16 protein-coding genes are annotated in these 23,291 nt (G+C 61.5%); 12 read left to right on the top strand and 4 right to left on the bottom strand.

All coding sequences use genetic code 11. The annotated features are described in order from the left end of the window. Positions 1-42 precede the first annotated feature (42 nt). The 12 genes from tssC (at position 43) to tagF (ending at position 18,501) form a co-directional block, all read left to right on the top strand. Positions 43-1,560: a type VI secretion system contractile sheath large subunit gene (gene tssC / locus ACSQ83_RS06815; protein WP_436227611.1), complete on the top strand. Its 1,518-nt coding sequence runs from the start codon at positions 43-45 to the stop codon at positions 1,558-1,560. Between the two features lie 68 nt (positions 1,561-1,628). Next, on the top strand, positions 1,629-2,120 hold the full coding sequence (locus tag ACSQ83_RS06810) for an Hcp family type VI secretion system effector (RefSeq protein WP_414950617.1): 492 nt from the start codon (positions 1,629-1,631) through the stop codon (positions 2,118-2,120). A gap of 2 nt (positions 2,121-2,122) precedes the next feature. Further along, positions 2,123-2,659, top strand: a complete 537-nt coding sequence (tssE, locus tag ACSQ83_RS06805; protein WP_436227610.1) for a type VI secretion system baseplate subunit TssE — start codon at positions 2,123-2,125, stop codon at positions 2,657-2,659. A 55-nt stretch (positions 2,660-2,714) separates the two neighbouring features. Beyond that, on the top strand, positions 2,715-4,571 hold the full coding sequence (tssF, locus tag ACSQ83_RS06800) for a type VI secretion system baseplate subunit TssF (RefSeq protein ID WP_436227609.1): 1,857 nt from the start codon (positions 2,715-2,717) through the stop codon (positions 4,569-4,571). After that, positions 4,556-5,593 carry a type VI secretion system baseplate subunit TssG gene (gene tssG / locus ACSQ83_RS06795; protein ID WP_436227608.1) on the top strand — a complete coding sequence of 346 codons (1,038 nt, stop codon included), beginning with the start codon at positions 4,556-4,558 and terminating at the stop codon, positions 5,591-5,593. Before tssF ends, tssG begins: the two co-directional genes overlap by 16 nt. A gap of 2 nt (positions 5,594-5,595) precedes the next feature. Further along, positions 5,596-8,199, top strand: a complete 2,604-nt coding sequence (gene tssH, locus ACSQ83_RS06790; RefSeq protein ID WP_436227607.1) for a type VI secretion system ATPase TssH — start codon at positions 5,596-5,598, stop codon at positions 8,197-8,199. Further along, positions 8,186-10,162 carry a type VI secretion system Vgr family protein gene (locus ACSQ83_RS06785; protein WP_436227606.1) on the top strand — a complete coding sequence of 659 codons (1,977 nt, stop codon included), beginning with the start codon at positions 8,186-8,188 and terminating at the stop codon, positions 10,160-10,162. The genes tssH and ACSQ83_RS06785 overlap by 14 nt, the downstream gene beginning before the upstream one ends. Positions 10,163-10,171: 9 nt before the next feature. Next, positions 10,172-11,668, top strand: a complete 1,497-nt coding sequence (gene tagH, locus ACSQ83_RS06780) for a type VI secretion system-associated FHA domain protein TagH (protein ID WP_436227605.1) — start codon at positions 10,172-10,174, stop codon at positions 11,666-11,668. 4 nt (positions 11,669-11,672) lie between these two features. After that, entirely contained in the window at positions 11,673-13,007 is a 1,335-nt protein-coding gene (tssK, locus tag ACSQ83_RS06775; protein ID WP_436227604.1) for a type VI secretion system baseplate subunit TssK, read from the top strand. A gap of 15 nt (positions 13,008-13,022) precedes the next feature. Beyond that, positions 13,023-14,351 (top strand): type VI secretion system protein TssL, long form, encoded by a 1,329-nt coding sequence (gene tssL, locus ACSQ83_RS06770; protein ID WP_436227603.1) that lies wholly within the window; start codon positions 13,023-13,025, stop codon positions 14,349-14,351. Further along, complete coding sequence (gene tssM / locus ACSQ83_RS06765; protein WP_436227602.1) at positions 14,348-17,920, top strand: type VI secretion system membrane subunit TssM; 3,573 nt, start codon at positions 14,348-14,350, stop codon at positions 17,918-17,920. The genes tssL and tssM overlap by 4 nt, the downstream gene beginning before the upstream one ends. Beyond that, entirely contained in the window at positions 17,917-18,501 is a 585-nt protein-coding gene (gene tagF, locus ACSQ83_RS06760) for a type VI secretion system-associated protein TagF (protein WP_436227601.1), read from the top strand. The genes tssM and tagF overlap by 4 nt, the downstream gene beginning before the upstream one ends. Here the strand turns inward: tagF and ACSQ83_RS06755 are convergent. The 4 genes from ACSQ83_RS06755 to ACSQ83_RS06740 form a co-directional block, all read right to left on the bottom strand. After that, entirely contained in the window at positions 18,498-19,910 is a 1,413-nt protein-coding gene (locus ACSQ83_RS06755; protein WP_436227600.1) for a serine/threonine-protein kinase, read from the bottom strand. The two genes, tagF and ACSQ83_RS06755, sit on opposite strands and share 4 nt — an antisense overlap. 2 nt (positions 19,911-19,912) lie before the next feature. Beyond that, on the bottom strand, positions 19,913-20,806 hold the full coding sequence (locus tag ACSQ83_RS06750) for a c-type heme family protein (protein ID WP_414950629.1): 894 nt from the start codon (positions 20,804-20,806) through the stop codon (positions 19,913-19,915). Further along, the gene (locus tag ACSQ83_RS06745) at positions 20,803-21,774 is read right to left on the bottom strand and encodes a hypothetical protein (RefSeq protein ID WP_436227599.1); all 972 of its coding nucleotides are present in this window, start codon (positions 21,772-21,774) and stop codon (positions 20,803-20,805) included. The genes ACSQ83_RS06750 and ACSQ83_RS06745 overlap by 4 nt, the downstream gene beginning before the upstream one ends. An 89-nt stretch (positions 21,775-21,863) precedes the next feature. Continuing rightward, positions 21,864-22,865 carry an anti-sigma factor family protein gene (locus tag ACSQ83_RS06740; RefSeq protein ID WP_436227598.1) on the bottom strand — a complete coding sequence of 334 codons (1,002 nt, stop codon included), beginning with the start codon at positions 22,863-22,865 and terminating at the stop codon, positions 21,864-21,866. Positions 22,866-23,291 lie beyond the last annotated feature (426 nt).

Here is a 23,291-nt window from a genome sequence, read left to right as displayed (position 1 = left end):
CCCGCCTATTCCCTATCAACCCGCAAGCCAAGAGGAACGATCATGGCAGATGCCAGCGACAACATACAGCAGCAAACGACCCACCCGGAAGAAGCGGAAACAACTGAAGTAGACGCGCCAGGCGAGTTCGGCCGGCTCCTGCAGAAAGCATTCAAGCCGCGCACCGACAAAGCCAAGGAAGCCGTGGAAAGCGCGGTGCGCACGCTCGCGGAACAAGTGTTGCAAGACACGCATCTCGTGTCCGATGACGCCCTCGCGACCATCGAATCGCTGATTGCGAAGATCGATGAAAAGCTCAGCGCGCAAGTGAACGTGATCCTGCATACCGAGCAGTTCCAGCAGCTCGAAAGCGCATGGCGCGGTCTGCATTATCTCGTGACGAACACGGAAAGCGACGAGACGCTCAAGCTGCGCGTACTCAATATCTCGAAGAACGACCTGCATCGTTCATTGCGTAAATACAGGGGCGTAGCGTGGGATCAAAGCCCGCTCTTCAAGAAGCTCTACGAAGAGGAATATGGCCAGTTCGGCGGCGAGCCGTATGGCGCACTGGTAGCCGATTATTACTTCGATAACAGCGGACCGGACGTCGATTTCCTCACGCAGATAGGCAAGATTTCGGCAGCGGCGCATGCACCGTTTATCGCCGGCGCCGACCCCGCCGTGATGCTGATGGACTCGTGGCAAGAGCTTGCCAACCCGCGTGACCTGACGAAGATTTTCCAGACCCCGGAACATGCTGCATGGCGTTCGCTGCGTGACTCGGACGACTCGCGTTATATCGGTCTTGCAATGCCGCGTTTCCTTGCGCGCACGCCCTATGGCGCAAAGACCAGCCCGGTCGAAGAGTTCGATTTCGAAGAAGATACAGCCGGCGCGGATGCATCGAAATATGCATGGGCGAACGCGGCCTACGCCATGGCGGTGAACATCAATCGTTCGTTCAAGACCTATGGATGGTGCTCGCGGATTCGCGGCATTGAGTCAGGCGGTGCGGTGGAGAACCTGCCGGTTCACGCCTTTCCAACCGATGACGGCGGCGTCGACATGAAGTGCCCGACAGAAATTGCGATCAGCGATCGTCGCGAAGCCGAACTCGCGAAGAATGGTTTCATGCCGCTCGTGCACAAGAAGAACTCCGACTTTGCCGCGTTCATTGGTGCGCAGTCGCTGAACAAGCCGGTCGAATATGAAGATCCGGATGCAACGGCCAACGCGAATCTCGCAGCGCGCTTGCCGTACCTCTTCGCTTGCAGCCGTTTCGCGCATTACCTGAAGTGCATTGCGCGCGACAAGGTTGGCAGCTTCAAGGAGAAGGACGACATGCAGCGCTGGCTGCAGGACTGGATTCTTCAATACGTGGATGGGGACCCCGAGAATTCGTCGGAGTTGACGAAGGCACGCAGGCCGCTTGCCGCTGCTGAAGTGGTGGTCGAAGAGGTTGAAGGCAACCCGGGTTACTACACATCGAAGTTCTTCCTGCGTCCGCACTATCAACTCGAAGGCCTCACGGTTTCGTTGCGTCTTGTCTCGAAGCTGCCTTCAGCAAAAGCCGCGTAAGTTTCTTTAGTTCCCGGACTCAACCCGAACGTTTGTCAATCGCAATAATCTATTTAGGAACCCAAATCATGGCAGTCGATATTTTCTTGGATCTCGGTACAGTCAAAGGCGAATCGCTGGACTCGGTGCATAAGGACGAAATCGATATTCTCTCGTGGAGCTGGGGCTTGAGCCAGTCCGGCACCATGCACCTCGGCACGGGCGGTGGCGGCGGCAAAGTCGCGGTTCATGACCTGTCGGTCACCAAATACACCGACCGCGCGACACCTTCCATTGTCACGGCATGCACGACCGGCAAGCACTATCCGACAGGCAAGCTCACCGTACGCAAGGCCGGCGGAACGAAGCCGCTCGAGTACTACATCATCGAAATGGAAAAGGTACTCGTCACGAATTATTCGACCGGTGGTTCGGATGGCGAAGACCGTTTCACGGAAACCGTGACGCTCAACTTCGAAAAATTTCACGTTAGCTATCAGCAGCAAGATCCGACCTCCGGTTCGGCACTCGGCGGCGTGGTCGAGAGCAAATGGAACATCCCCGCTAACGCGGAGGCCTGATCGTGACGAAGCCGCCGACGATCGCGCGCAACGCAGGGCGCATCCAGCCCTCGCTGCTCGAACGGCTGACCGATCACGACCGCGAGGCCACCCGCGAGGTGCGGGAGCAACGCACGAGTTCTGCGCGTGCGTTGCGGCAGAGCGTGATGCGCGATCTCGGCTGGCTCCTGAATGCGCGAGGTATCTCATCGTCGCAAGACGTCCGCCGATACCCGCATGTTGCGGACTCAGTGCTGAATCTGGGCTTCTCCGATCTTGCGGGCAAGAGCGCATCGAACGTGGATGTGGTGCAGATCGAACGCCTGATGGTCGACACCATTCGCGCGTTCGAGCCGCGAATTCTTCCCGGAACATTGCGCGTACGTGCCGTGCAGTCTGGAGAAACAACGGGTCAGCACAACGCCATTGCGTTCATTGTGGAAGGGGATCTGCATGCGCATCCCGTCCCGGAACGCCTTTATCTGCGGACCGAACTCGATCTCGAAGCAGGAACCGTCAACGTATCTGAGCAAGCGAGTGAACAAGCGAGGGCGAGCTGAAGGCTGACTCGAGGACTGACCCAACATCCGCGACGTTTTCTACAAGACCCCAACCATGAATCCAAAACTGATCGAGTACTACAGCCAGGAGCTTCAGCACGTCCGCGAGATGGGCGGGGAATTCGCGAAGGAATTCCCGAAGGTCGCGGGACGGCTCGGGCTTGAAAGTTTCGAATGCGCCGACCCTTATGTCGAACGCTTGCTGGAAGGCTTCAGCTTCCTCTCGGCGCGCGTGCAGATGAAGATCGATGCGGAATTTCCGCGCTTCACGCAGCATCTTGCAGAGCTTGTTTATCCGCATTATCTTGCGCCGACGCCGGCCATGGCGATCGTGGAAGTGCAGCCGGATATGACCCATCCGTCACTTGCAGAGGGCGTGCAGGTTCCGCGCGGCACGGCCCTGCATGGACGTCTGGATGGCGACAGTTCCACGCGTTGTGAATTCCGCACCGCGCACGCCATGACGATGTGGCCGATCGAGCTGATGGAAGCGCGCTTGTTCACCCACACGGGCACGCTGGCAGGCGTGGACGTGTCCTTGCCACGCGGCGTGAAAGCGGGCCTGCGTCTGCGTTTGCGCGCGCTGAACAACCAGAAGATCAGCGACATTTCGCTCGATAACCTCGCGCTTCATCTGCGCGGCGGTGAAGGATTGCCGGCGCGTTTATATGAGCTCTTGCTTGGCTCAACGCTTGGCGTGGTTGCAGGAGGCAGGCTGATGCCGGCTTCCTCAATCCGGCCACTCGGCTTTTCCGACAACGAGGCCTTGCTCCCGGTCAGCAGTCAGTCGTTTCCCGGATATCGCTTGCTGCAAGAGTATTTCGCGTTCGCACAACGCTTCATGTTTGTGTCAATCGATGGACTCAAGCCGCACATGGCCCGTTGTGCAAGCGATGAAATCGAGTTGATCCTGTTGCTCTCGCGAGCGGACCAGACGCTTGAACAACTCGTCGATGCATCGCACTTCGCGCTTCATTGCACGCCGTGCATCAATTTGTTTCCGCGCCGGACGGATCGCATCACGGTGACCGGCGAACAGTTCGAGCATCACGTCGTGGTGGACCGCACGCGGCCGATGGACTTCGAGGTCTACCAGATTCAAGGCGTGACCGGATATCGCGCGGGCGGCGGTGCCGAGTTGCCGTTCCAGCCGTTTTATCGCGCGCGCGACATGGGTCTTCCCGATGCCGTCGACGGAGCGTTCTATCAGGTTCGCCGCGAGAAACGTCTGCCGTCATCGCGGCAAAGCGAACGCGGCGTGCGCTCCAACTACCTTGGCAGCGAGACCTTCATCGCGCTCGTCGATACAACGGACGCGCCGTATCCCGGCGAATTGCATCAACTCGGATTAAGCGTGTTGTGCACCAACCGCGACTTGACGCTGACTATGCCGCTAGGTAATTCGGCAACCGACTTCACCGTCGATCTCGAAGTGCCCGTGCTCAGCGCGCGGTGTATCGGCGGTCCGAGCCGGCCGTTGCCATCGTATGCGGAGGGTCCGGTTGCGTGGCGCTTGCTGAGTCATTTGTCGTTGAACTATGCGTCGCTCGTGGACAGTGACGACGGTCAGGGCGCGCGCGCCATGCGTGACCTGCTCGGCCTTTATGCACCAGCCGGCGACGTTGCCGCGGCGCGGCAAGTCGACGGTCTTCGTTCGATCAGTACACAGCCCGTGACGCGTCGTTTGCCGTCACGCGGTCCGATCGTGTTCGGCCGGGGTCTGGAGATCAACCTGCTGATCGATGAAACCGGCTTTGAAGGTGCAAGCGCGTTTCTGTTCGGCGCTGTGCTCGCGCGCTTTTTCACGCAATACGTGTCGCTTAATTCGTTCACGGAGACGGTGGTCACGAGCGCCACGCGTGGCGAAATCATGCGCTGGGCGCCGGGGAGCGGGTTATGCAAAACGCTGTGACCATTCTCGACCGGCTCGCGGCCGATGCAAAAAGCTTCGACTTTTTTCAGGCCGTGCGCCTGCTCGAATGTGCGTATCCGGGACTGCCGCGTGTGGGTTCGTCGTTGCGCGCGCGGGACGATGCCGTGCGTTTTGGCCAGGATCCCGACCTCATCTTTTTTCCGACAACGCTGCGCAATTTCAGCTTGAACGCAGAGGGTGGGAAAGCGCCGAAGCTGGTCGTGAATTTCTTCGGACTGCTGGGCCCGAATGGTCCGATGCCGACACATCTCACCGAATATATCCGCGACCGCATGCGTCACGCAAACGACCCGACCTTCGCGCGTTTCCTGGATGTGTTCCATCACCGCATGACGTCGCTGTTTTATCGATCATGGGCGGTGGCGCAACCGGCGGTCAGCCTGGACCGCAATAACGGCGACCGTTTTTCAGCGTACGTAGGCAGCACGTTCGGCCTTGGCGAACCGGCGCTGCGCAATCGCGACAGCATTCCTGATTTCGCGAAGCTTCACTTTGCCGGCGTGCTCAGCGGTCCCACACGTCACGCGGCCGGCTTGCGTCTGGTGCTGATGCGCTTTTTCAACGTTCCAGTCGACGTGGAGGAGAACGTCGGTCATTGGATCGGCTTGCCGGCACGATCGCTGAGCCGTCTTGGCGCCGCTGATGAAAGTGGCCGTCTGGGAATTGGCACGATGCTCGGCGCGCGCGCGTGGGACCGGCAGCACAAGTTTCGCGTCGCGCTGGGTCCGCTTTCGATGGCCGACTATCAGCGATTCCTGCCCGGCGGCACGAGCCTCGTGCGCCTCGCCGACTGGATCCGAAACTACGTGCGCGATCCGCTCGAATGGGATCTGAACCTCCAACTACGACGTGCAGAAGTTCCTCGTCTCGCTCTCGGACGCGAGCAGCGTCTTGGTTACACGACCTGGTTGTTATCGCGTCCCGCTGCATCGGACGCCAGGCAACTCCTACTCAAACCGCTCGGCCAGAACGGCCGCGTCAAGACTCTCGCACAGGATTAACCATGGCAGAAATCAGCCGCGCCGTGATGTTCGGCAAACTCGACACACTCAGTTACCGCGCGATGGAAAGTGCCACGACGTTCTGTCGTCTGCGGGGCAATCCGTATGTGGAACTCACGCACTGGCTGCATCAGCTGCTCAATCTACCCGACTCGGATCTGCATCGGATCATCAAGCATTTTGGCGTGGAGCCTTCCGCGCTTGCGCGTGATCTGACAGAAGCGCTGGATCGTTTGCCGCGCGGGTCAACCTCGATCACGGATATCTCGTCGCAACTGGAAGAAGCCGTCGAGCGTGGCTGGGTGTACGGCTCATTGCTGTTCGATGCACCCAAAGTGCGCAGCGCGCATTTGATTGTCGGCGCGTTGAAGACGCCAGCATTGCGCAACGCGCTGCGCGGGATTTCGCGCGAGTTCGATCGCGTGAAACTCGATGACCTCGTGGATGACTTCGACGTTGTGCTTGCGGAGTCGCCGGAGAATAGTGACGTCTCTAATGCACCGTCAACCGCAGTCGTTACGCCTGCGGCCAATCAGGATGCGTTGCAACGCTTCACCGTCGACCTCACGGAACAAGCGCGCTCGGGCAAGCTCGATGCAATCGTCGGCCGCGACGAAGAGATTCGCCAGGTGATCGATATTCTGATGCGCCGCCGCCAGAACAATCCGCTGTTGACGGGTGAAGCGGGCGTGGGAAAGACAGCCGTTGTTGAGGGCCTCGCGCAGCGCATCGTGGCCGGCGACGTTCCGCCCATGCTGCGCGGCGTCACGCTGCGCACGCTCGATGTTGCATTGCTCCAGGCAGGCGCCGGCGTAAAGGGCGAGTTCGAAACCCGGCTGCGCCAGGTGCTTGAAGAAGTGCAGTCGGCGGAACACCCGGTGATTCTTTTCATCGATGAAGCGCATACGCTTGTAGGTGCGGGCGGCGCGGCCGGAACCGGCGACGCCGCGAACCTGCTGAAACCCGCGCTGGCGCGCGGCACGGTGCGCACAATCGCAGCAACCACATGGTCGGAGTACCGCCGGCACATCGAAAAAGATCCTGCGCTGACGAGGCGCTTCCAGGTCGTGCAAGTGCGCGAGCCCGACGAGGCGCGCGCCATTACCATGATGCGCGGCATCGCTGGCGCGCTGGAGCAGCATCACGGCGTGCAGGTGCTTGACGAAGCCATAGAAGCGGCCGTGCGCTTGTCGCATCGATACATCCCGGCGCGTCAGTTGCCCGACAAATCCGTCAGCCTGCTCGATACCGCATGCGCCCGCGTCGCAGTGAGTCAGCACGCGACGCCGCCAGCGGTGGACGACGCGCAGAAGCGCATTGCCGCGTTGAAGACGGAACTGGAAGTGATCGCGCGTGAAAGCCTGATCGGTATCGATACAACCACACGTCACGAGGTGGCATCAAAGGCGCTTGAAGAAGAGACCACGAGGCTGACGGACCTCACGGCCCGCTGGAACATTGAAAGCGAACTGGTGAAGGACATCCTTGCGCGCCGTGCGCAACTACGTGATGGCGCACCGGGCGCAGACCTCGCCGCCCTCAGGACCCAACAGGCAGTGCTCGCCGGGCATCAGGGCGATGCGCCGTTGATCCTGCCGGGCGTGGATCGTCAGGCGGTGGCAGCGGTGGTTCAGGACTGGACCGGCGTGCCCGTGCTCAAGATGGTGAAGAACGATATCGACACCGTGCTGCGCCTTGGCGAACTGTTGGACCGTCGCATCATCGGTCAGGGCCATGCGACCGAGATGATCGCGCGGCGCATTCGCACATCGCGTGCGGGGCTCGACAACCCGGACAAGCCGCTTGGCGTCTTCATGCTCGCGGGAACGTCGGGCGTGGGCAAGACCGAGACCGCGCTCGCGCTTGCCGAACTGCTTTATGGCGGCGAACAGAACCTCATCACGATCAACATGAGCGAGTACCAGGAAGCGCATACGGTCTCGCTGCTAAAAGGTGCGCCTCCCGGTTATGTCGGCTTTGGCGAAGGCGGCGTGTTGACCGAAGCGGTGCGTCGGAGACCGCATAGCGTCGTGCTGCTCGATGAAGTGGAAAAGGCGCATCCCGATGTGCACGAACTCTTCTTTCAAGTCTTCGATAAAGGCTGGATGGAAGATAGCGAAGGGCGCTCCGTCGATTTCCGCAACACGCTGATCCTGCTCACCACGAACGCGGGAACGGAATGCATTGCGCATCTGTGCCGCGATCCGGAGAACATGCCTGCGATGGAAATTATCGAGGAGCAATTGCATGCGGAACTGTTGCATACGTTCCCGCCGGCATTGCTGGGCCGGATGGTGACGATCCCGTATTACCCGCTCAGCAACGAGATGCTGCGCGCGATCATTCGCCTGCAACTGGGACGTGTGGCGCAGCGTGTCACGCGTACGCATCAAGTGCCGTTCACTTTTGATGAAGACGTGGTCGGCCAGATCGCCGTGCGCTGCACGCGGCTTGAAAGCGGCGGACGCATGATCGACGCCATCCTGACGAACAGTCTTCTTCCACGCATCAGCACCGAATTCCTGACGCGCGTGATCGATGGAAAAGCGCTTGCACGGGTGCACGTTGGCGTTGAAGCGGAGGAGTTCACCTATGCCTTCGACTAGCACTCGCCACGTCCGCATGGAATGCGCCGCGCTCGGCGATACAGCCGTGTTCATGCGCATGTCGACAACGGAAGAGCTCGGCCGGATGAGTGAATTTCAGCTTGCGTTTCTGAGCCCGAGCAACGACATCGATCCAGCCGATGTGGTCGGCCAGACCCTCTCGGTCACGCTCGATTATCCGGCTGGCGGCGAACGCCAGTTCAATGGCATCGTCACGACATTGCGGCTGATCGTTCCCGGCGATACCACCCATAACCGCATGGCACGGTATGAGGCCGTCGTGCACCCGCGCTTGTGGTTGCTGACGCAGTCGTCACATCGGCGGTTCTTCTATCAGAAGACCGTGCCGCAGATCGTGAGCGCTGTGTTCGAACCCTTCGATATCGATTTTCGCAATGCGTGCAGCGCGAGTTATCCGGCGCTCGACCATTGCGTGCAGTATCGGGAAACTGATTTCGACTTCGTGAGCCGCTTGCTCGAGCGTGAAGGCATTCACTATTTTTTCGAGTACGCGGGCCGCAAACATACGCTCGTGCTGACTGATTCGAATAGCGAACACCGGCCCATTGCGCAGTACGAGACCATTCCGTATCAGGCATGGGACACGCCGCAGCAGGATGAAGAATGCGTGTACCGCTGGGTATCGGGCGCGACCTTGCAGACCGGCCGGTATGAAGTCAACGAGTACGACTTCGAGAAGGCATCGGTGAGCAATAACCACGGTCTCGTGGCACGTGCGACGCGCGCCGCGCCCTTCGATCCCGCGCGTTACGTGATGCAGGAACATCTGACGGGCCACGTCAAGGCCGCGGATGGCGATCGCCTTGCACGGGTGAACGTCGAAATCCATCAGACGCAAAACGATTCCATCGATGCACGCAGCACATCGCGCGGGCTCATTCCGGGCGGCCTGATCCGTTTGCGCGTTTCCCCCGCGACCGCGCAGGATCGTCAGTACCTGATCACGCAGACCCGCGCGGAGATTGTCTCTGACGCGTATGTATCGACGAGCGACGGCACGTTGCCGCTCTTCGACTGCAGCTTCACTGCGATCCGTGCCGACAACACATTTCGCACCGCACGCACCACGCCGCAACCGCGCGTGGGTGGTCCGCAAACAGCCGTGGTCGTCGGTCCCGATGGCGACGAGATCCTCACCGACCAATACGGCCGCGTGAAGGTCCAGTTTCATTGGGAACAACTTGGCGCTTCATCGGGCGCGCAAAAGCTTGATCGATGTTGGGTACGTGTATCGCAGAGCTGGGCGAACAAACGCTGGGGATCGATGCAGCTGCCGCGCATCGGGCAAGAGGTGCTGGTCGAGTTCATCGAAGGCGATCCGGATCGTCCGGTGATCACGGGCGCGGTCTACAACTCGACTAACATGCCGCCGTACGAACTGCCTGCGAACGCGGCCATCTCCACGCTCAAGAGCAACTCGACCAAAGGCGGCAGCGGTTACAACGAGGTGCGGCTCGATGACCGCAAAGGGGACGAACAATTGTTCTTCCATGCCGAACGCGATCACGAAACCTGGGTCAAGCACGACGCATTGATGAACGTCAGGAACGACCGGCATTTGAGCGTGAGCGGCAGCGAGTTCATCAAGACGACCGGCACGCGTAACGACACGGTGATGGGCAGCAGCAAGTCGAACGTGCTGGGCGGCGTGACGGCCGCGACCATGACGACGCATAACCAGTTCGTGGGCGAGGCGTATTCGCTGAATGCGGGCATGGCCGTGCAGATCAAGGCGGGCATGGCCGTGGAGATCGAGGCGACCGCCTCCATCGCGTTGCGCGCAGGAGCGTCGTACATCCTGATCGGTCCCGACACCATCGAGATGTCGAGCTTCCCGATACCCATCGGCCCCGGCATTCCGCCCGTTCCGGTGAGCGTGCCGCCACCGCCGCCGACCCCGCCCCGCGATGCCGACGACGGCTCGCGCAAGGTCGCCAAATAAGGAGATCGCATGTTATTGAATGATCCCAACGCAGCGAAACTGAAGCTGACGCTGAGCGGTGGCGAGACGGCCACGAAGCAGGTTATCGAATTCGATACCGCCGGCGGCACGCTCGGCCGTGCGCCTGAATGCACCGTCGTCCTCCCTGACACGCAACGCGCGATCTCGCGCGTACAAGCGCGCATCGATTGGCGAGATGGCGCTTTTATCCTGATCGATGCCGGCAGCAATCCCACGTTGCTCAATGACCAGATCCTCGATGGCTCGCGAGAGACGCAGCTTCATGAGGGCGATCGTTTGCGGATCGGCCCGTACACGCTTGACGTGTCGATCGAACACGATCTGCAGGACATGACCATGATGACGCGCCCCGACATGGCCGCGCCATCCGTGCCGTTGCCGGAGAAACCGGACTGGGACGTGAAGCCCGCCGCAGCATTGATTCCGGATGACTGGAATGCGCCGCACGAGGCATCGAAGGAGAGCCGCGCCGATACCCCTTTCACGCCCGATCCACTTGCGGCCACGCCGCTTTTGCGTGAACCCGCGCGTTTCGGCGTGAACGCGAATCAGGAACTGATCGATGCACTCGGTGCGGGCGACAGTCCGCTTGGAATCGGTCCTGCCAGACACGCGGTATCGCCGTTTGCGGTGTCGGGATCGAGCAAGGGTTTCGAGCATGTATCGCCGGAACGCGCGATGTCTTCGGTGCCTACGTTGCCGGTTGCGAACGAACCTTCGACGCCGCTCATGCCCGAGGACTTCGACTCGTTCATTGCACCGGTTGATATGAAGGATGACGAACTATTGGACGAGACAGCCCCGTTGATCCCGGAGACGGAGTTTCTAACGAAGCCAGCGCCTCGGCCAAAGCCCATCGAACCAGCCGGCGAAAACGCCACCCTGACGGCGCTACTCGAAGGCCTCGGCATCGACGCAAGCACCGTCCGCCACATTCCCGCAGATGACCTCGCGCGTCTGGTCGGCGGCATGCTGCGTGTGTCAGTACAAGGCACGATGACCGCGCTGCGCTCACGCTCGATGGCAAAACGCGAGACGCGTATTGCCATGACGCTGATCGAAGAACGCGATAACAACCCGCTCAAGTTCTTCCCCGATGTCGACATGGCGCTCACGCAAATGCTCGGCGCGCGCGGCGCAGGTTATCTCGCGCCCGAGGACGCGTTGCGTGAAGCATTTCACGATATCCAGGCGCATGAACTCGCCGTGGTCGCGGGCATGCGCGCGGCGCTTGAACACGCGATGTCGCGCATCGATCCGGTGACCATCGACAAATCGGTCGACCAGGCCAAGGGTATCGATGCGCTGCTCGGCAATCGCCGCGCGCGTCTCTGGCAGCGTTTTGTCGACACATGGGAACACGTGGCGCGTGACGCTGGCGACGATTTCCAGCGCACTTTCGGCGAGCCATTCAGCCGCGCGTATCAGGCGCAACTCGATGCGCTCACAGGCTCCGCATTCACCCGTCCAACCCCAAGCGAATAACGCCATGTACTGGAATAACAAAGTCATATGGTCCGAAGGCATGTTCCTGCAGCCCCAGCATCTGCAGCAACACGATCGCCACGTGCAGACGCAACTCGAAGCACGCGTTGCAAGCTTGCGTGCTTACGGATGGGGATTCACATCGGTGGAAATCGATGAAGCGCTGCTCAAGCTCGGCAAGCTCGCGCTGCGTTTTGCTGCGGGCGTTTTACCCGACGGCACGCCGTTCAATCTTCCCGCCGACGACGACCTCCCCGAGCCGCTCGATATCCCCGAAGGCACGGCGAACCTGCTCGTCGTGCTCGCGGTACCGGTGCGTCGGCCGGGCGCAACCGAGTCGGGCGGACCCGAGCGTGCGGATAACCTCGCGCGGTATCGGGCAGAAGAATTCGACGTCCACGACAGTAACGATCCCGACGCCGTCACCACGCTGCTGCAAGTCGGCAAGCTGCGATTGAAACTCGCGCTCGAACCGGACGTCGCGCATGCGCATGCATATGTGGGCGTGGCGCGCGTGATCGAACGCCTGAGCGATTCGCGTGTAGTGCTGGACGAAGAGTATTGCGCGCCGTGCCTGGACTTCACTGTTGCAGGCAAGCTCGCGCGATTTTCGACCGAGGTCAACGGTTTGCTCCAGCAACGCGGCGAAGCGCTGGCGGGCCGCTTATCGCAACCGGAAGCCGCAGGTATGGCCGAGATATCCGACTTCCTGCTGCTGCAGATCGTCAATCGTGCGCAGCCTTTGGTCGCGCATTTTGGATCGATGACCGGACTGCATCCCGAGGCCCTTTTCCAGGCCACTGTGCAACTCGCGGGAGAGCTTGCGACCTTCAGTCAGGCTAATCGCCGGCCGCCGATTTTCCCCGTATACAGACACGACAGGTTGAAGGAAACGTTCACGCCGGTGATCGAAGCGTTGCGTCTTGCATTGAGCCGCGTTGCGGATCCGGGTGTTGTTTCGATACCGCTGGAGGAGCGCAAGTACGGCCTGCGCGTTGCCCTGGTCGCCGATCGCTCGCTCTTCGCGAACGCGACCTTCGTGCTTGCGGTGCGCGCGCGGGTCTCTATCGAAACGCTGCTGTCCGCGTTCGGCAGTCAGGTGAAGATCGGCGCGGTCGAAAAGATTCGCGACCTCGTCAACCTGCAATTGCCGGGCATCGGTTTGCGCGCGCTGCCGGTCGCGCCGCGCCAGTTGCCGTTCCATGCGGGCTTCACTTACTTCGAACTCGACGACAAAAACGACGGCTGGCAAGCGCTCAATGCATCGGCGGGAATGGCGCTGCACGTTGCCGGCGAGTTCCCGGGCCTGACCATGGAATGCTGGGCCATCCGTCGATGAAACAAGGACACTGCAATGACTAACGACACGGACCCGACACTCGACGACTCGGATTTCCTCGACGCCGCGCGCACGATCATGATGCCGACACCCGGCCTCAGGCGCGAGCGCCCGGCCGCGGCGAAGGCCGCCGCTGCAACGCCGGCGCTGGCGCAGCTCGACGCCACGCTCGATGGCCGCAATCCGCTCCTGCGCGCCGCGAACCCGCTGCTTGAACTGGCGTTGCCGCTGCGACGCCTCACGAGCCATCCGGACCTGGAAGCGCTGCGCACGCAATTGATCCAGATGGTGCGCACATTCGAAACCAACGGCCGTGCGTTCGGCGTGCCCGATGCGCAGCTTGGCCCGGCGCGCTATTGCCTGTGCACGTTTATCGATGAATCGATTGCCGCCACGCCATGGGGCGCGGGCGTGTGGGGCCGGCGCAGCCTGCTGGTGACGTTTCATAACGAAGCATCGGGCGGCGAGCGCCTGTTCGTGATCCTGCAGCGTCTTGCGCAATCCCCGGCTGTCGATATCGATCTGCTCGAGCTGATCTACGTGATGCTCGCACTAGGTTTCGACGGACGATACCGCCTGATGGAAGGCGGCAAGACGCAACTCGACGTGATCCGCGAACGGCTCGAACAGATGATCCGCGCGCAGCGCACGCCGGTTGAACGCGCGTTGTCGCCGCACTGGCAACCCGCGCCGCGCGAACGCAAGCGCTTGCTGCAGTTCGTGCCGTTGTGGGTCGCGCTTGCGCTTGCTGCGTTCGTGCTCGTCACCGCAAGCCTTGTATTGAGCATTCGCATCAACGACTTTTCGGACCCGGTGTTTGCCTCCATGCGTTCGATACGCGTGGCGCCGGCACCCGTGCTCGCAGCGAAAGTCGATGCAGCGCCCAAGCTTGCCGCCACGCTCGCCGGTTTCCTCGCGCCTGAAATTGCGCAAGGGCTGGTGACGGTCGGCGATTCGGCGGACCGCACGACGGTCACCCTCAACAACACCGCGACGGGCACGCAATTGTTTGCATCGGGCAGCGCCGATCTCGATCCTCATTTTGCCCCGCTGATGCAGCGCATCGCGGACGCATTGCAGGACAAGCCGGGCAACGTGGTCGTGATCGGGCACACGGACAACCAGCGCATCATCTCGGCGCGGTTTCCATCGAACGTGGCGCTCTCCCAGGCGCGCGCCGATACCGTGCGCGCGATCATCGCCGCGCGTATCAATTCGCCATCACGCCTGAGTGCGGAAGGGCGGGGCGACACCGAGCCGATCGCATCAAACGATACCCCCGCGGGGCGCGCGAAAAATCGTCGCGTCGCCATTGTGATTCTTTCGCCAGGAGCCGCGTCATGAAGTGGTCAAGCGGATTCAGAAAGCCGGTGGTCACGTCGTTTCTTGGCGTGATGGCGCTGGCATTTATCGTGTGGTTCGAAGGACCGTTGCTTGCTTTCAACGGCAGCGAGCCGCTAGGAAGTGCAACCAGCCGATGGATCCTGATTGCGCTCATGTTCGCATGCTGGGCCGCGTATTTCAGCGCGCGTGCCTTGAAGGCGCGGCTCGCGAGCTCGAACTTCGTGCGCAGTCTGATTGCGGATTCGGTCAATCCGGCCAACCGCGAACCGAGCGAAGCGCGCAAGGCGGCAGACGCCGATCTCGCCATCCTGCGCACGCGCTTCGAGGAAGCGTTGAAGACGCTTCGGACCAGCGCAACGGGCAAGGGCAACAAAGGCTGGAAATCCTGGCTCGGCGCGCGCGGCCAGACCATTTACGACTTGCCGTGGTACATGTTCGTGGGTGCGCCGGGTGCGGGAAAAACGACTGCGCTGGTTCATTCCGGCTTGCGTTTTCCGCTGGCTGACCGGCTCGGCGCGCAGGCGATTGGCGGCGTCGGCGGCACGCGGCATTGCGACTGGTGGTTCACCGACGACGCGGTGCTTCTGGACACGGCGGGCCGCTTCACCACGCAAGACAGTCACGCCGAAGCGGATCGCGGCGCATGGCTCGGCTTTCTTGCGATGCTGCGTAAATACCGTCCGCGCCGGCCGCTCAATGGCGTCATGGTGGTGGTATCGGCGGCGGACTTGCTGCAGCAGACCGACGCTCGGCGTGCCGCGCACGCGGCATCGGTACGTGAACGCCTGAGCGAGTTGAACAAGCAGCTTGGCATGCGTTTTCCGGTGTACGTGGTGGTCACGAAGAGCGACATGCTCTCTGGTTTCTCCGAATTCTTCGATGACCTCGGCCGCGACGAGCGCGAGCAGGTCTGGGGCGTGACCTTCCCGCATTCGCCCGAAGACGAGACGGAAACTGCGGAAAACAGAGAGCAACCGCTCCAGCGTTTCCCCGGCGAATTCCGTCTGCTGCATCGGCAGCTTCAGGATCGCGTGCTGCAACGCATGCAGCAGGAAACCGATGTGCGCCGTCGCGCGTTGATCTATTCGTTCCCGCAGCAGTTCGCGGGTATCGAAGGGCCGTTGCAGCGTTTTCTCGACGATGCCTTCAGTGAATCGCGCTTTGATCGCGCCGCCTTGCTGCGCGGCGTGTACTTCACAAGCGGCACGCAGAGCGGCCGTCCGCTTGATCGCATGATGAGTTCGATGGCCGCGGCGCTCGGGTTGCAACGCGAAGTGCTGCTCGCCGATACATCGAGTGGACGCGCGTATTTTGTGAAGCGCTTGCTGCGCGACGTGATCTTCGAGGAAGCGGGTCTTGCGGGGGGCAACGCGCGTGTCGAACGCAGGCGTGCACGGTTCCAGCGGATTGCCATTGGCGTGGTGGGCGCTGTGTTGATTGCCGGGTTGATCGGACTGTTTGTCAGCGATCGTGCGAATCGCCGTTTCGTTGAAGAGAGCCGTCAGCAGATCGCAGCGCTTCAGCAGCGAGTGCAACAGACCACGCTCGGCGACGATCCGCTCACGGTCCTCCCCGTAATCGATGCCGCCCGTGACCTGCCCGGCGGCGAAGCCGAACGCGAGACCCGCGGCGACGTCTGGTGGGCGAAACTCGGTCTCGATCAACGCGAGAAACTCGGCGCCGAAGCGCAGCGTGTCTATCAGCGCTTGTTGCGCCAGACCTTGTTGCCGATTGTCGTGCAGCGCATGGAAGAAGAGTTGCGCCGAGGCGATGCGAACAACGCCGCGCTGCAATATGAAGTGCTGCGTGCGTACCTGATGCTTGGCGACCCGGCGCACTACGATCCCGACGCATTGAGAAGCTGGGCCATGCGCGACTGGCAACGCGGTCCGTTGAAAACCGCAAGCGACGCGCAACGCGCGAGTATCGACCAGCATCTCGAGGCGCTCTTCCGCCGGGGACAGTTCGATTCAAACCTGCCGCTGGATCAAAACCTCATCGCCCAGGCGCGCGCAACGTTGAGCCGCGTGCCGCTTGCGCAGCGCTTGAACAGCCGCATCCAGCAGCAGCTTACGCAATTGCATCTGGCGGATTTTTCCATCGCCAAGGCCGCGGGGCCGAGCGGTCTGCTGGTGTTCGTGCGCAAGAGCGGGACGCCGTTGACGCAGGGTATCGATGGCGCTTATACGCAAGCCGGCTTCACCCAGTTCCTGCGCTTGCGGGAGATGACGCTCGCCAGTATCGCGAAAGACGACTGGGTCCTGGGACGCGCTGAAACGAGACCGGATGCTGCGGGTGTCGATGAACTGCGCACGGCTCTCACGCGTTTGTACTGCGAGGAAAGCATCCGGCAGTGGGACGGGCTGCTCGGCGATGTGGGTGTCGTCTCGTTCTCCGCACCCGATCAGGGCGCACGCGTGGCGAACCTGATGGGCTCGCAGAATTCGCCTTTGCGTGCGCTGATTGAAGCGGCGTCGAGCGAGACCACGTTCGTCGCGCCTGTCGCAGGCACGGACGCCGGCGCCGGCAAGTTCGATGCTTTACGCAAGAGCCTGGGTGGCGCAGGAGAGCGAACGCAACCCGTTGCAAGCACCGACAACGCTGCGCTCGTCAACACGCATTTCCAGGCGCTGCATGATCTGGCGGGTAAGCCGGGGGCAACATCGGGTGCGCCGATCGATGACTCTATCGGTGCATTAAAGGAAGCCGCTGCCACGCTGCAAGCGGTCGATTCTGCGCGCAAACAATCGCTACCCCTGCCGCCCACGAGTTCGCTTGACCGCTTGAAACTGCTCGCGCAAGGCGCACCCGCGCCGCTGGGCGCGGTGCTGCAAGGCGTGGCCGATAACGCCGATACCGTGCAGGTTCAAAGCCAGCGGGCCCAGCTTCGGGCACTGTGGGCATCGACGGTCGCGCCGGCTTGCCGGCAAGCGCTCGATGGCCGCTATCCGCTCGTGCGCACCTCCACGCGTGATGCCGCGCCCGATGACTTCGGCCGCATCCTCGCGCCCGGCGGCCTGATCGATGACTTCTTCCAGAAGAACTTGCAGAATCGCGTGGATACGTCGGGCGCGGTGTGGCGCTGGCGTCCGGAAGCGCGCTCGCTCGGTATTCCCGATGACGTCCTTGCACAGTTTCAGAACGCCGCGCAGATCCGCGATGCGTTGTTTCGCGACGGCGGCCATGATGTATCGGTGCGGTTTTCGGCGAAGCTCGCTTCCATCGATCCATCCGTCAAGCGGTTCGTCCTCGATATAGACGGCGTCCAACTGGTCGCGACCGATAGCACGCCGGGCGCGACCGCCGCGTTCCAGTGGCCGAGCGGCAAGGGGACCGGACAGGCGCACGTGGAGCTCGATCCGTCATCGGCTGCAGCGCCGCACGCGGATGGTCCGTGGGCGTTGTTCCATCTGCTAGATACTGCTCGCATCGCGCCCGCAGGTCAGCCGGACCGTTTCAAGGCGGTCTTCGACAACGGTTTGGTCTCGGTCGACCTCACGGCAAGCAGCATGGTCAATCCGTTTCGTGCGGGCGTGCTCGACCGCTTTCGTTGCCCGGCGCAACTATGAGGAAACCTGAAGAAGCCGGCACGGGCTTCTACGGAAAAGTGCGCACGCATGGCGACTTCGTGGGCCGCGGCTTGTCCCGCGGGTTTGTCATGCAGTGGGATACGTGGCTGCAACACGGGCTGTTGAAGGCACAAAAGCAGCGCGGCGATGCATGGTTGCAAGACTTCCTTGGCATGCCGTTATGGTGCTTCGCGATGAAACCAGGCGTGATCGATGACGCTGCATACGCCGGCGTGGTGATGCCGGGTATCGACGCAGTCGGGCGATATTTTCCATTTGTCGTTGCGCGGCCGATGGATCATGGCGTCTTCCACGACTGGTTGCGCAGCAGTTCGGTCTGGTACGAACAGGCGGCGGGACTGGCGTTATCGACGTTGAAGGCGACGTTCTCGCTGACGGAGTTCGAGGCCGGACTGGAACAACTTGGCAGCGGCGCCGAGACGCTCGTCTGGCGCGATACGTTCAAGCGGTTCTTGAGCGAAGAGGGTGCGGCAAGCGTTTGGTGGACGAGCTCGCAGGGACAGCACAAGCATGAAGGAGCGCTTGATGCCGCACTGTTCCTGCGCCTGCTCGAAGGTTAATCGGAAGAGATGCCGAATTCGCGCTGTAATGCATGACTGTCTTTCGGATCTTGCACGGCGTTGAGCAAACGCTCGTAAAACGTGCCGGTATCAGGCACGTTCAAGGCGGCGCGCGCGACGATGACCCGTGCGATCGGCCCAAGGTAAGCGGCGAGCTTGAGCGTGGCGTCCTGCAATATCTCGGGCGAAAGGCTCACCTGAACTGCCGCCTGGTTCCCGGTCGTCGACGTCCGTTTGATACTCGATGCAACCCGCGACCCTTCCCCCGGCGTTTCCAGCCGTGTCAACAACGCGTTGAAATCGCGGCGGGCCGCCTCCGTTGGAAAATGCGCGGCAAGCCGCTCGCGCAACGCATTGAAGTCCGACGATTTCGCCGTCGCACGACGCAACAGGATCGTCGCGACCGGTCCAACATGGCTCGCCAGCCGCTCTTCGAGTTGTGCAATCAATTCAGGCGGCCACGCCATTGAAGGCTCGGTGAACACGGGCGCTTCGAGCAACGCAACCGGTTTTGCAAATGCAATCACCGTCTGGTCGCTGTCGTCGGATTGCGCTGCGCCGAGTGCGCCCATCAGCACATCGCGCCATTCTCGTGCTGAGGCGTAACGGTCTTCGGGCCGCTTGGAAAGCGCCTTCATCAACATCGCATCGATATAACAAGGCAAGTCCGGCACGCGTTCCGATGGCAGCATCGGCGTCTCGCTCAGCACTTGGCGCATGACCACGGTCGGCGTACCCGCGAACGGGCACACACCGGTGAGCATTTCGTAGAGCACGACCGCTGCGGAGAAAAGATCCGCGCGCGCATCGATAGTCTCGCCCGTGAACTGTTCCGGCGACATGTAGCTGGGCGTGCCGATCACCGTGCCGAGTTGCGTGAGATGCGAAGCTTCAATCCGTGCAATGCCGAAGTCCGTGATCTTGCATTCGCCGCGTTGCGTGATCAACAGGTTGGCCGGCTTGATGTCGCGATGAATCACGCCTTCCTGATGCGCGTAATCGAGCCCGTCGAGCAGTTGCAGGAAGCACCCCAGAGCACGCGCCGGTTCAATGCGGGTTTGTGTTCTGGCATGCTGCGCGAGGCGCGCGGCGAGGCTCTCGCCACGCACGTATTCCATCGTGATGTATGCCGTATCGCCGGCTTCGCCATAGTCGTACACCGACACAATGTTCGGATGGGCAAGACGGCCGGCCGCGCGCGCTTCGTTCAGGAATCGCGCGGTCAGGTCGTGTATCGATCCGCCTTCGGAACCCGCCGGCAGCAATTCGTTGCGGATGGTTTTAAGCGCGACATGGCGCTCGATCTGCGGATCGAACGCCAGATAAACCACGCCCATCGCGCCGCGTCCAAGTACACGCTCGATGCGGTATCGGCCGAGTTCGGATGGCGTGCCGGCGGATGCGCTCATGATCAGTGCGCCCCTTCATCGAGGATCTTGAATGCTTCAATCAAACTCGTCCTCATGCGTCCAAACGATACCGCCAGCGAAGCAATCTCATCCGATCCGCCGGTGGGCAAGGGTGTTTCGGCGAGCTTGCCGAGACTCATTTCGTGGGCGGCGCGCGAGAGTGACTGGATCGGCCGCGTGATCAGGATGTTCACCATCACGTTCATCACGATCAGCACCACGGCGAACACAGCCGTCAGCGACAGCATGAACGTGCGCCAGACAGCGCGGCCACGTTCTATGGGTTGGGTCATCGGCACGGAGACGACCTCCGCGCCGATCACATCGTTCATGGTCCAGCCGAAGCCGTTCGCCGAGCCGTATTTATCGATCATGGTGGCGGGCGCCGCGCTCGGCGTGCTGTGGCATTGCATGCACGCAACGTCCGTGATGCGGCTCGGCCGCGCGAGGAACAACGTCGGGTTGCCCGACGAAATACGCTGACCTGTCATCTGTTTCAGGTCGGGATGATCGTGCAGATGCGTGATGACATCGGTCTCCCAGTCGGTCGGCCGGTCACGCGGATTGGTCGGGTTGAGCATGGTCGACTTGTACGAAAAATTGGGGAAATCCTTTTGCAGCAGGTTCAGCATTTCGATAGCCGAAAACGCCGGAATGGACTCGGGCACGAACCGGTACTTGATCTGCGTGGCGAGCAGCGGTGTGACGTGGGTTGCGGTGTAGCTTTGCATCGATGCGGCCGCGCTGATCAGCACGTTGGCGTCGTGGACGGTTTCATCGAGCGCCTGCTTTTGCAACAGCCGGTCCGCGACCACGCCCGCCGCGCTCAGGCCGATTGCGAAGACGATCAGGAAGACGAGGTTGAACTTGGCGCTAAGAGAGAGTTTGCGTTTCATGGATGTTGATACAGTGAGTTCGCAGGCAGCGCGGCGGTGTTGACGCGAAGGGCTTGCAAGGCGCGTTGGCGGGCATCGGGGCGAGGGGGCGGGGGATACAGCAGCACGCGCCACTCGGGCAGCGCCTTGAGGTTTTGATCGACGGCACGGCGGAACGCCTGGTCCGTCAGGCGCGAGCGAAAACGCGCGGGGAAGCGCTTACGTGCCGGCAAGTCGCTGGCGAGCCACGCGGAAACATCGTCGTAGGTAACGGCGCGCAGCGGCTTGACGGGACTGTCGTGCGCGGCCGGCGCGACGGGCAGGCGCTGCAGGGCATCGCGGAAAGCGACGGGCATATCGGTGAGAAAAGCGCTCGATGGACGCGGCGCAATCTGCGGCGGCGCGCTCACGGTCACATAGGCAAAGCTCCCGGGCGTGATCATGCTTTTACGCGCGGAGACGGCCAACGTTTGCGTGCCGCTTTCGCTGAATACGGCGATGGTCGACTTGTCGCGATCCGTGCCGGGCAGCGCTGCAACCACAACCGCGGCGCTCGCCGTCGTGTTCGTACCAAGCTCGATTGAACCTCGTTCGGTATCGATATCGAGCGCCTTGCAGGGCGCAGCCGCGCACGGATGGGCGACCTTCAGCCAACCATCGAGCAGGGCTACGCGCGGGCCCGCCTGCAGCAACACGCGCGTTTGTGCGCCGAGCGCGAGCAGGTTGCCTGCATCGTCCTGAAGCTGGACGACACCGCGCGGCGGGGATGCGATCAGGTCATCGTCACGCAGCGCTTCGCCCACGCCCAACTGATAGACGTTGGCTGCGCGAATGACGGTGGCGGGTGCGTCGGCGTTGGTGATCGTCCAGGCGGCTTGCGCTTGCGAGGCCGCGAGCAAACACCCGCACGTCAATACACCACGCAGCACGCGTTTGACCAGCCGACGGGAGAGCAACAGAAACAGGAAGTATTCGAGGCGATATCTCATGCGCTCCGCTGTGCGTTAATGCGCCGCGAGCCAGGAAATGGCCGGCGCATTAAACACAACAGCGAAGCGACGAAATTATTCCGCGCTTGTTAGACGGGCTTGTCAGGCGCGCCTGTCAGATAGCGGGGCGGCTGCCGAAGAAGGTTTTCGCCGATGCCAAAAGCGAAGCGCTCAGCGCGCGAGTCGTCACGGCTGAACAGCGCCGGGGACTGGCTGCTTGCGATCTGCTTGCCGAGCGCGGCCAGGTCGACGCCTTGCGGCTGCCCGATCAGCGCATAGCCGAGTTCGGCCTGGCGCCAGGTGACCACGGTCATCGATGCCACTTTTTGATCTGCCACCGCAGCGTCCGGCTTGACCTCTTTCATCACGCACAGCGCAATGGGGGCGCCTTCCTTGGGCAAATACACGATCTGCACGAGCGGCTTGTTATTGAAGCGCAACCGCTGCACGCGTTTGAACGTCAGCCCTGCCGCGCTCAAATCGGGAATGCGCAGCGCGAGGCCGTCGTCCTGATGGATTTCGTTGACGGTCTTGATGGACAGGTCGGTATCGCTGGTGACGTTGGCCACCGTCTCGCGTGAATACAGTTGCTGGTAACTCGCCGCAGCCGTGACCCATGGCGACACGCCCGTTCCTACCGATGCAATGGAAGCCCCCATATTCGATGCGGGCCCTGCACTCGGTCCGAGGCGCAACACGAGTCCGCACGCGAATGCGCCGCCAAGAAACGCCACGGCAAGCCACGCTGGTGCAATGCGCAGCCGTGAACGAATGGCCGATGACGCAGGGCTTCCGGGCGCACGTTCCACTACGGGATCATTGACGCTGACATCGGGATGGGTCGTCTGGCTGTCGGATCTGGCCTTGGCTGCTCGCGCCATTTCCTCGATCTTTGCCGTGAGACTGGCGGGAACCGGCGGCAATGTCTGCCCGGCAAATGCATCGCGATAAGGCAACCGCGAAGCCTGCAAGAGCGCGACGCGCTCGGCCACGTCGGGAGAGGTGCGCAGTTCGCGCTCGACTTCCTCGCGTTCGTGCAACGGCAGTTCGCCGTCGACGTAAGCCATCAGCAGGATATCGTCCGATTTCATAAGACTTAAGCAGTTCGCTTTCGCTGATGATTTATGTTTTTATTTCTCTCGTGCCCTGAATTGCATTTTCCAAATGAACGAAAATTTTTCATTTGGAATGGCAATCGACCTTTGAGGACTCTACTAATCTTCACAGTTTCCAAGGGCCAATTTATAAAACAAGTCAGGTCACCCGTACAACCAGCACAACCACCCGTTGCGCTCGCCGCAAAGCCCGGCGAGGAGCTGGGCGCATCAAATTACACCGGTACTAATTGAAGAACACCCAAGGCAGCAACGAAATTCCATATCTGCCGCATCTAAATCAACGTTGGTGAGCGTCGCGTTTTATCGCGCAGAACAGACCTGTAACAAGTGTAACTGTGATCTCGGGCAGACGCTTAATGGATGTTTCTTACGGTGTTTCTTGCTCACCACATCTTGTGA

It is taken from the genome of Caballeronia sp. LjRoot29 (genome assembly GCF_964252755.1).
GTDB lineage: Bacteria > Pseudomonadota > Gammaproteobacteria > Burkholderiales > Burkholderiaceae > Caballeronia.
Note: the sequence above shows the minus strand (reverse complement) of the source record. Positions and strands in the feature narration are given on the sequence as shown.

Coding starts and splice junctions, on each gene's coding strand:
- ACSQ83_RS06755 (WP_436227600.1), bottom strand. CDS start 19,910: ATGAGCGCATCCGCCGGCACGCCATCCGAACTCGGCCGATACCGCATC.
- tssH (WP_436227607.1), top strand. CDS start 5,596: ATGGCAGAAATCAGCCGCGCCGTGATGTTCGGCAAACTCGACACACTC.
- ACSQ83_RS06750 (WP_414950629.1), bottom strand. CDS start 20,806: ATGAAACGCAAACTCTCTCTTAGCGCCAAGTTCAACCTCGTCTTCCTG.
- tssG (WP_436227608.1), top strand. CDS start 4,556: ATGCAAAACGCTGTGACCATTCTCGACCGGCTCGCGGCCGATGCAAAA.
- ACSQ83_RS06785 (WP_436227606.1), top strand. CDS start 8,186: ATGCCTTCGACTAGCACTCGCCACGTCCGCATGGAATGCGCCGCGCTC.
- tssC (WP_436227611.1), top strand. CDS start 43: ATGGCAGATGCCAGCGACAACATACAGCAGCAAACGACCCACCCGGAA.
- tagF (WP_436227601.1), top strand. CDS start 17,917: ATGAGGAAACCTGAAGAAGCCGGCACGGGCTTCTACGGAAAAGTGCGC.
- ACSQ83_RS06745 (WP_436227599.1), bottom strand. CDS start 21,774: ATGAGATATCGCCTCGAATACTTCCTGTTTCTGTTGCTCTCCCGTCGG.
- tssK (WP_436227604.1), top strand. CDS start 11,673: ATGTACTGGAATAACAAAGTCATATGGTCCGAAGGCATGTTCCTGCAG.
- tagH (WP_436227605.1), top strand. CDS start 10,172: ATGTTATTGAATGATCCCAACGCAGCGAAACTGAAGCTGACGCTGAGC.
- tssF (WP_436227609.1), top strand. CDS start 2,715: ATGAATCCAAAACTGATCGAGTACTACAGCCAGGAGCTTCAGCACGTC.
- tssM (WP_436227602.1), top strand. CDS start 14,348: ATGAAGTGGTCAAGCGGATTCAGAAAGCCGGTGGTCACGTCGTTTCTT.
- ACSQ83_RS06810 (WP_414950617.1), top strand. CDS start 1,629: ATGGCAGTCGATATTTTCTTGGATCTCGGTACAGTCAAAGGCGAATCG.
- tssL (WP_436227603.1), top strand. CDS start 13,023: ATGACTAACGACACGGACCCGACACTCGACGACTCGGATTTCCTCGAC.
- ACSQ83_RS06740 (WP_436227598.1), bottom strand. CDS start 22,865: ATGAAATCGGACGATATCCTGCTGATGGCTTACGTCGACGGCGAACTG.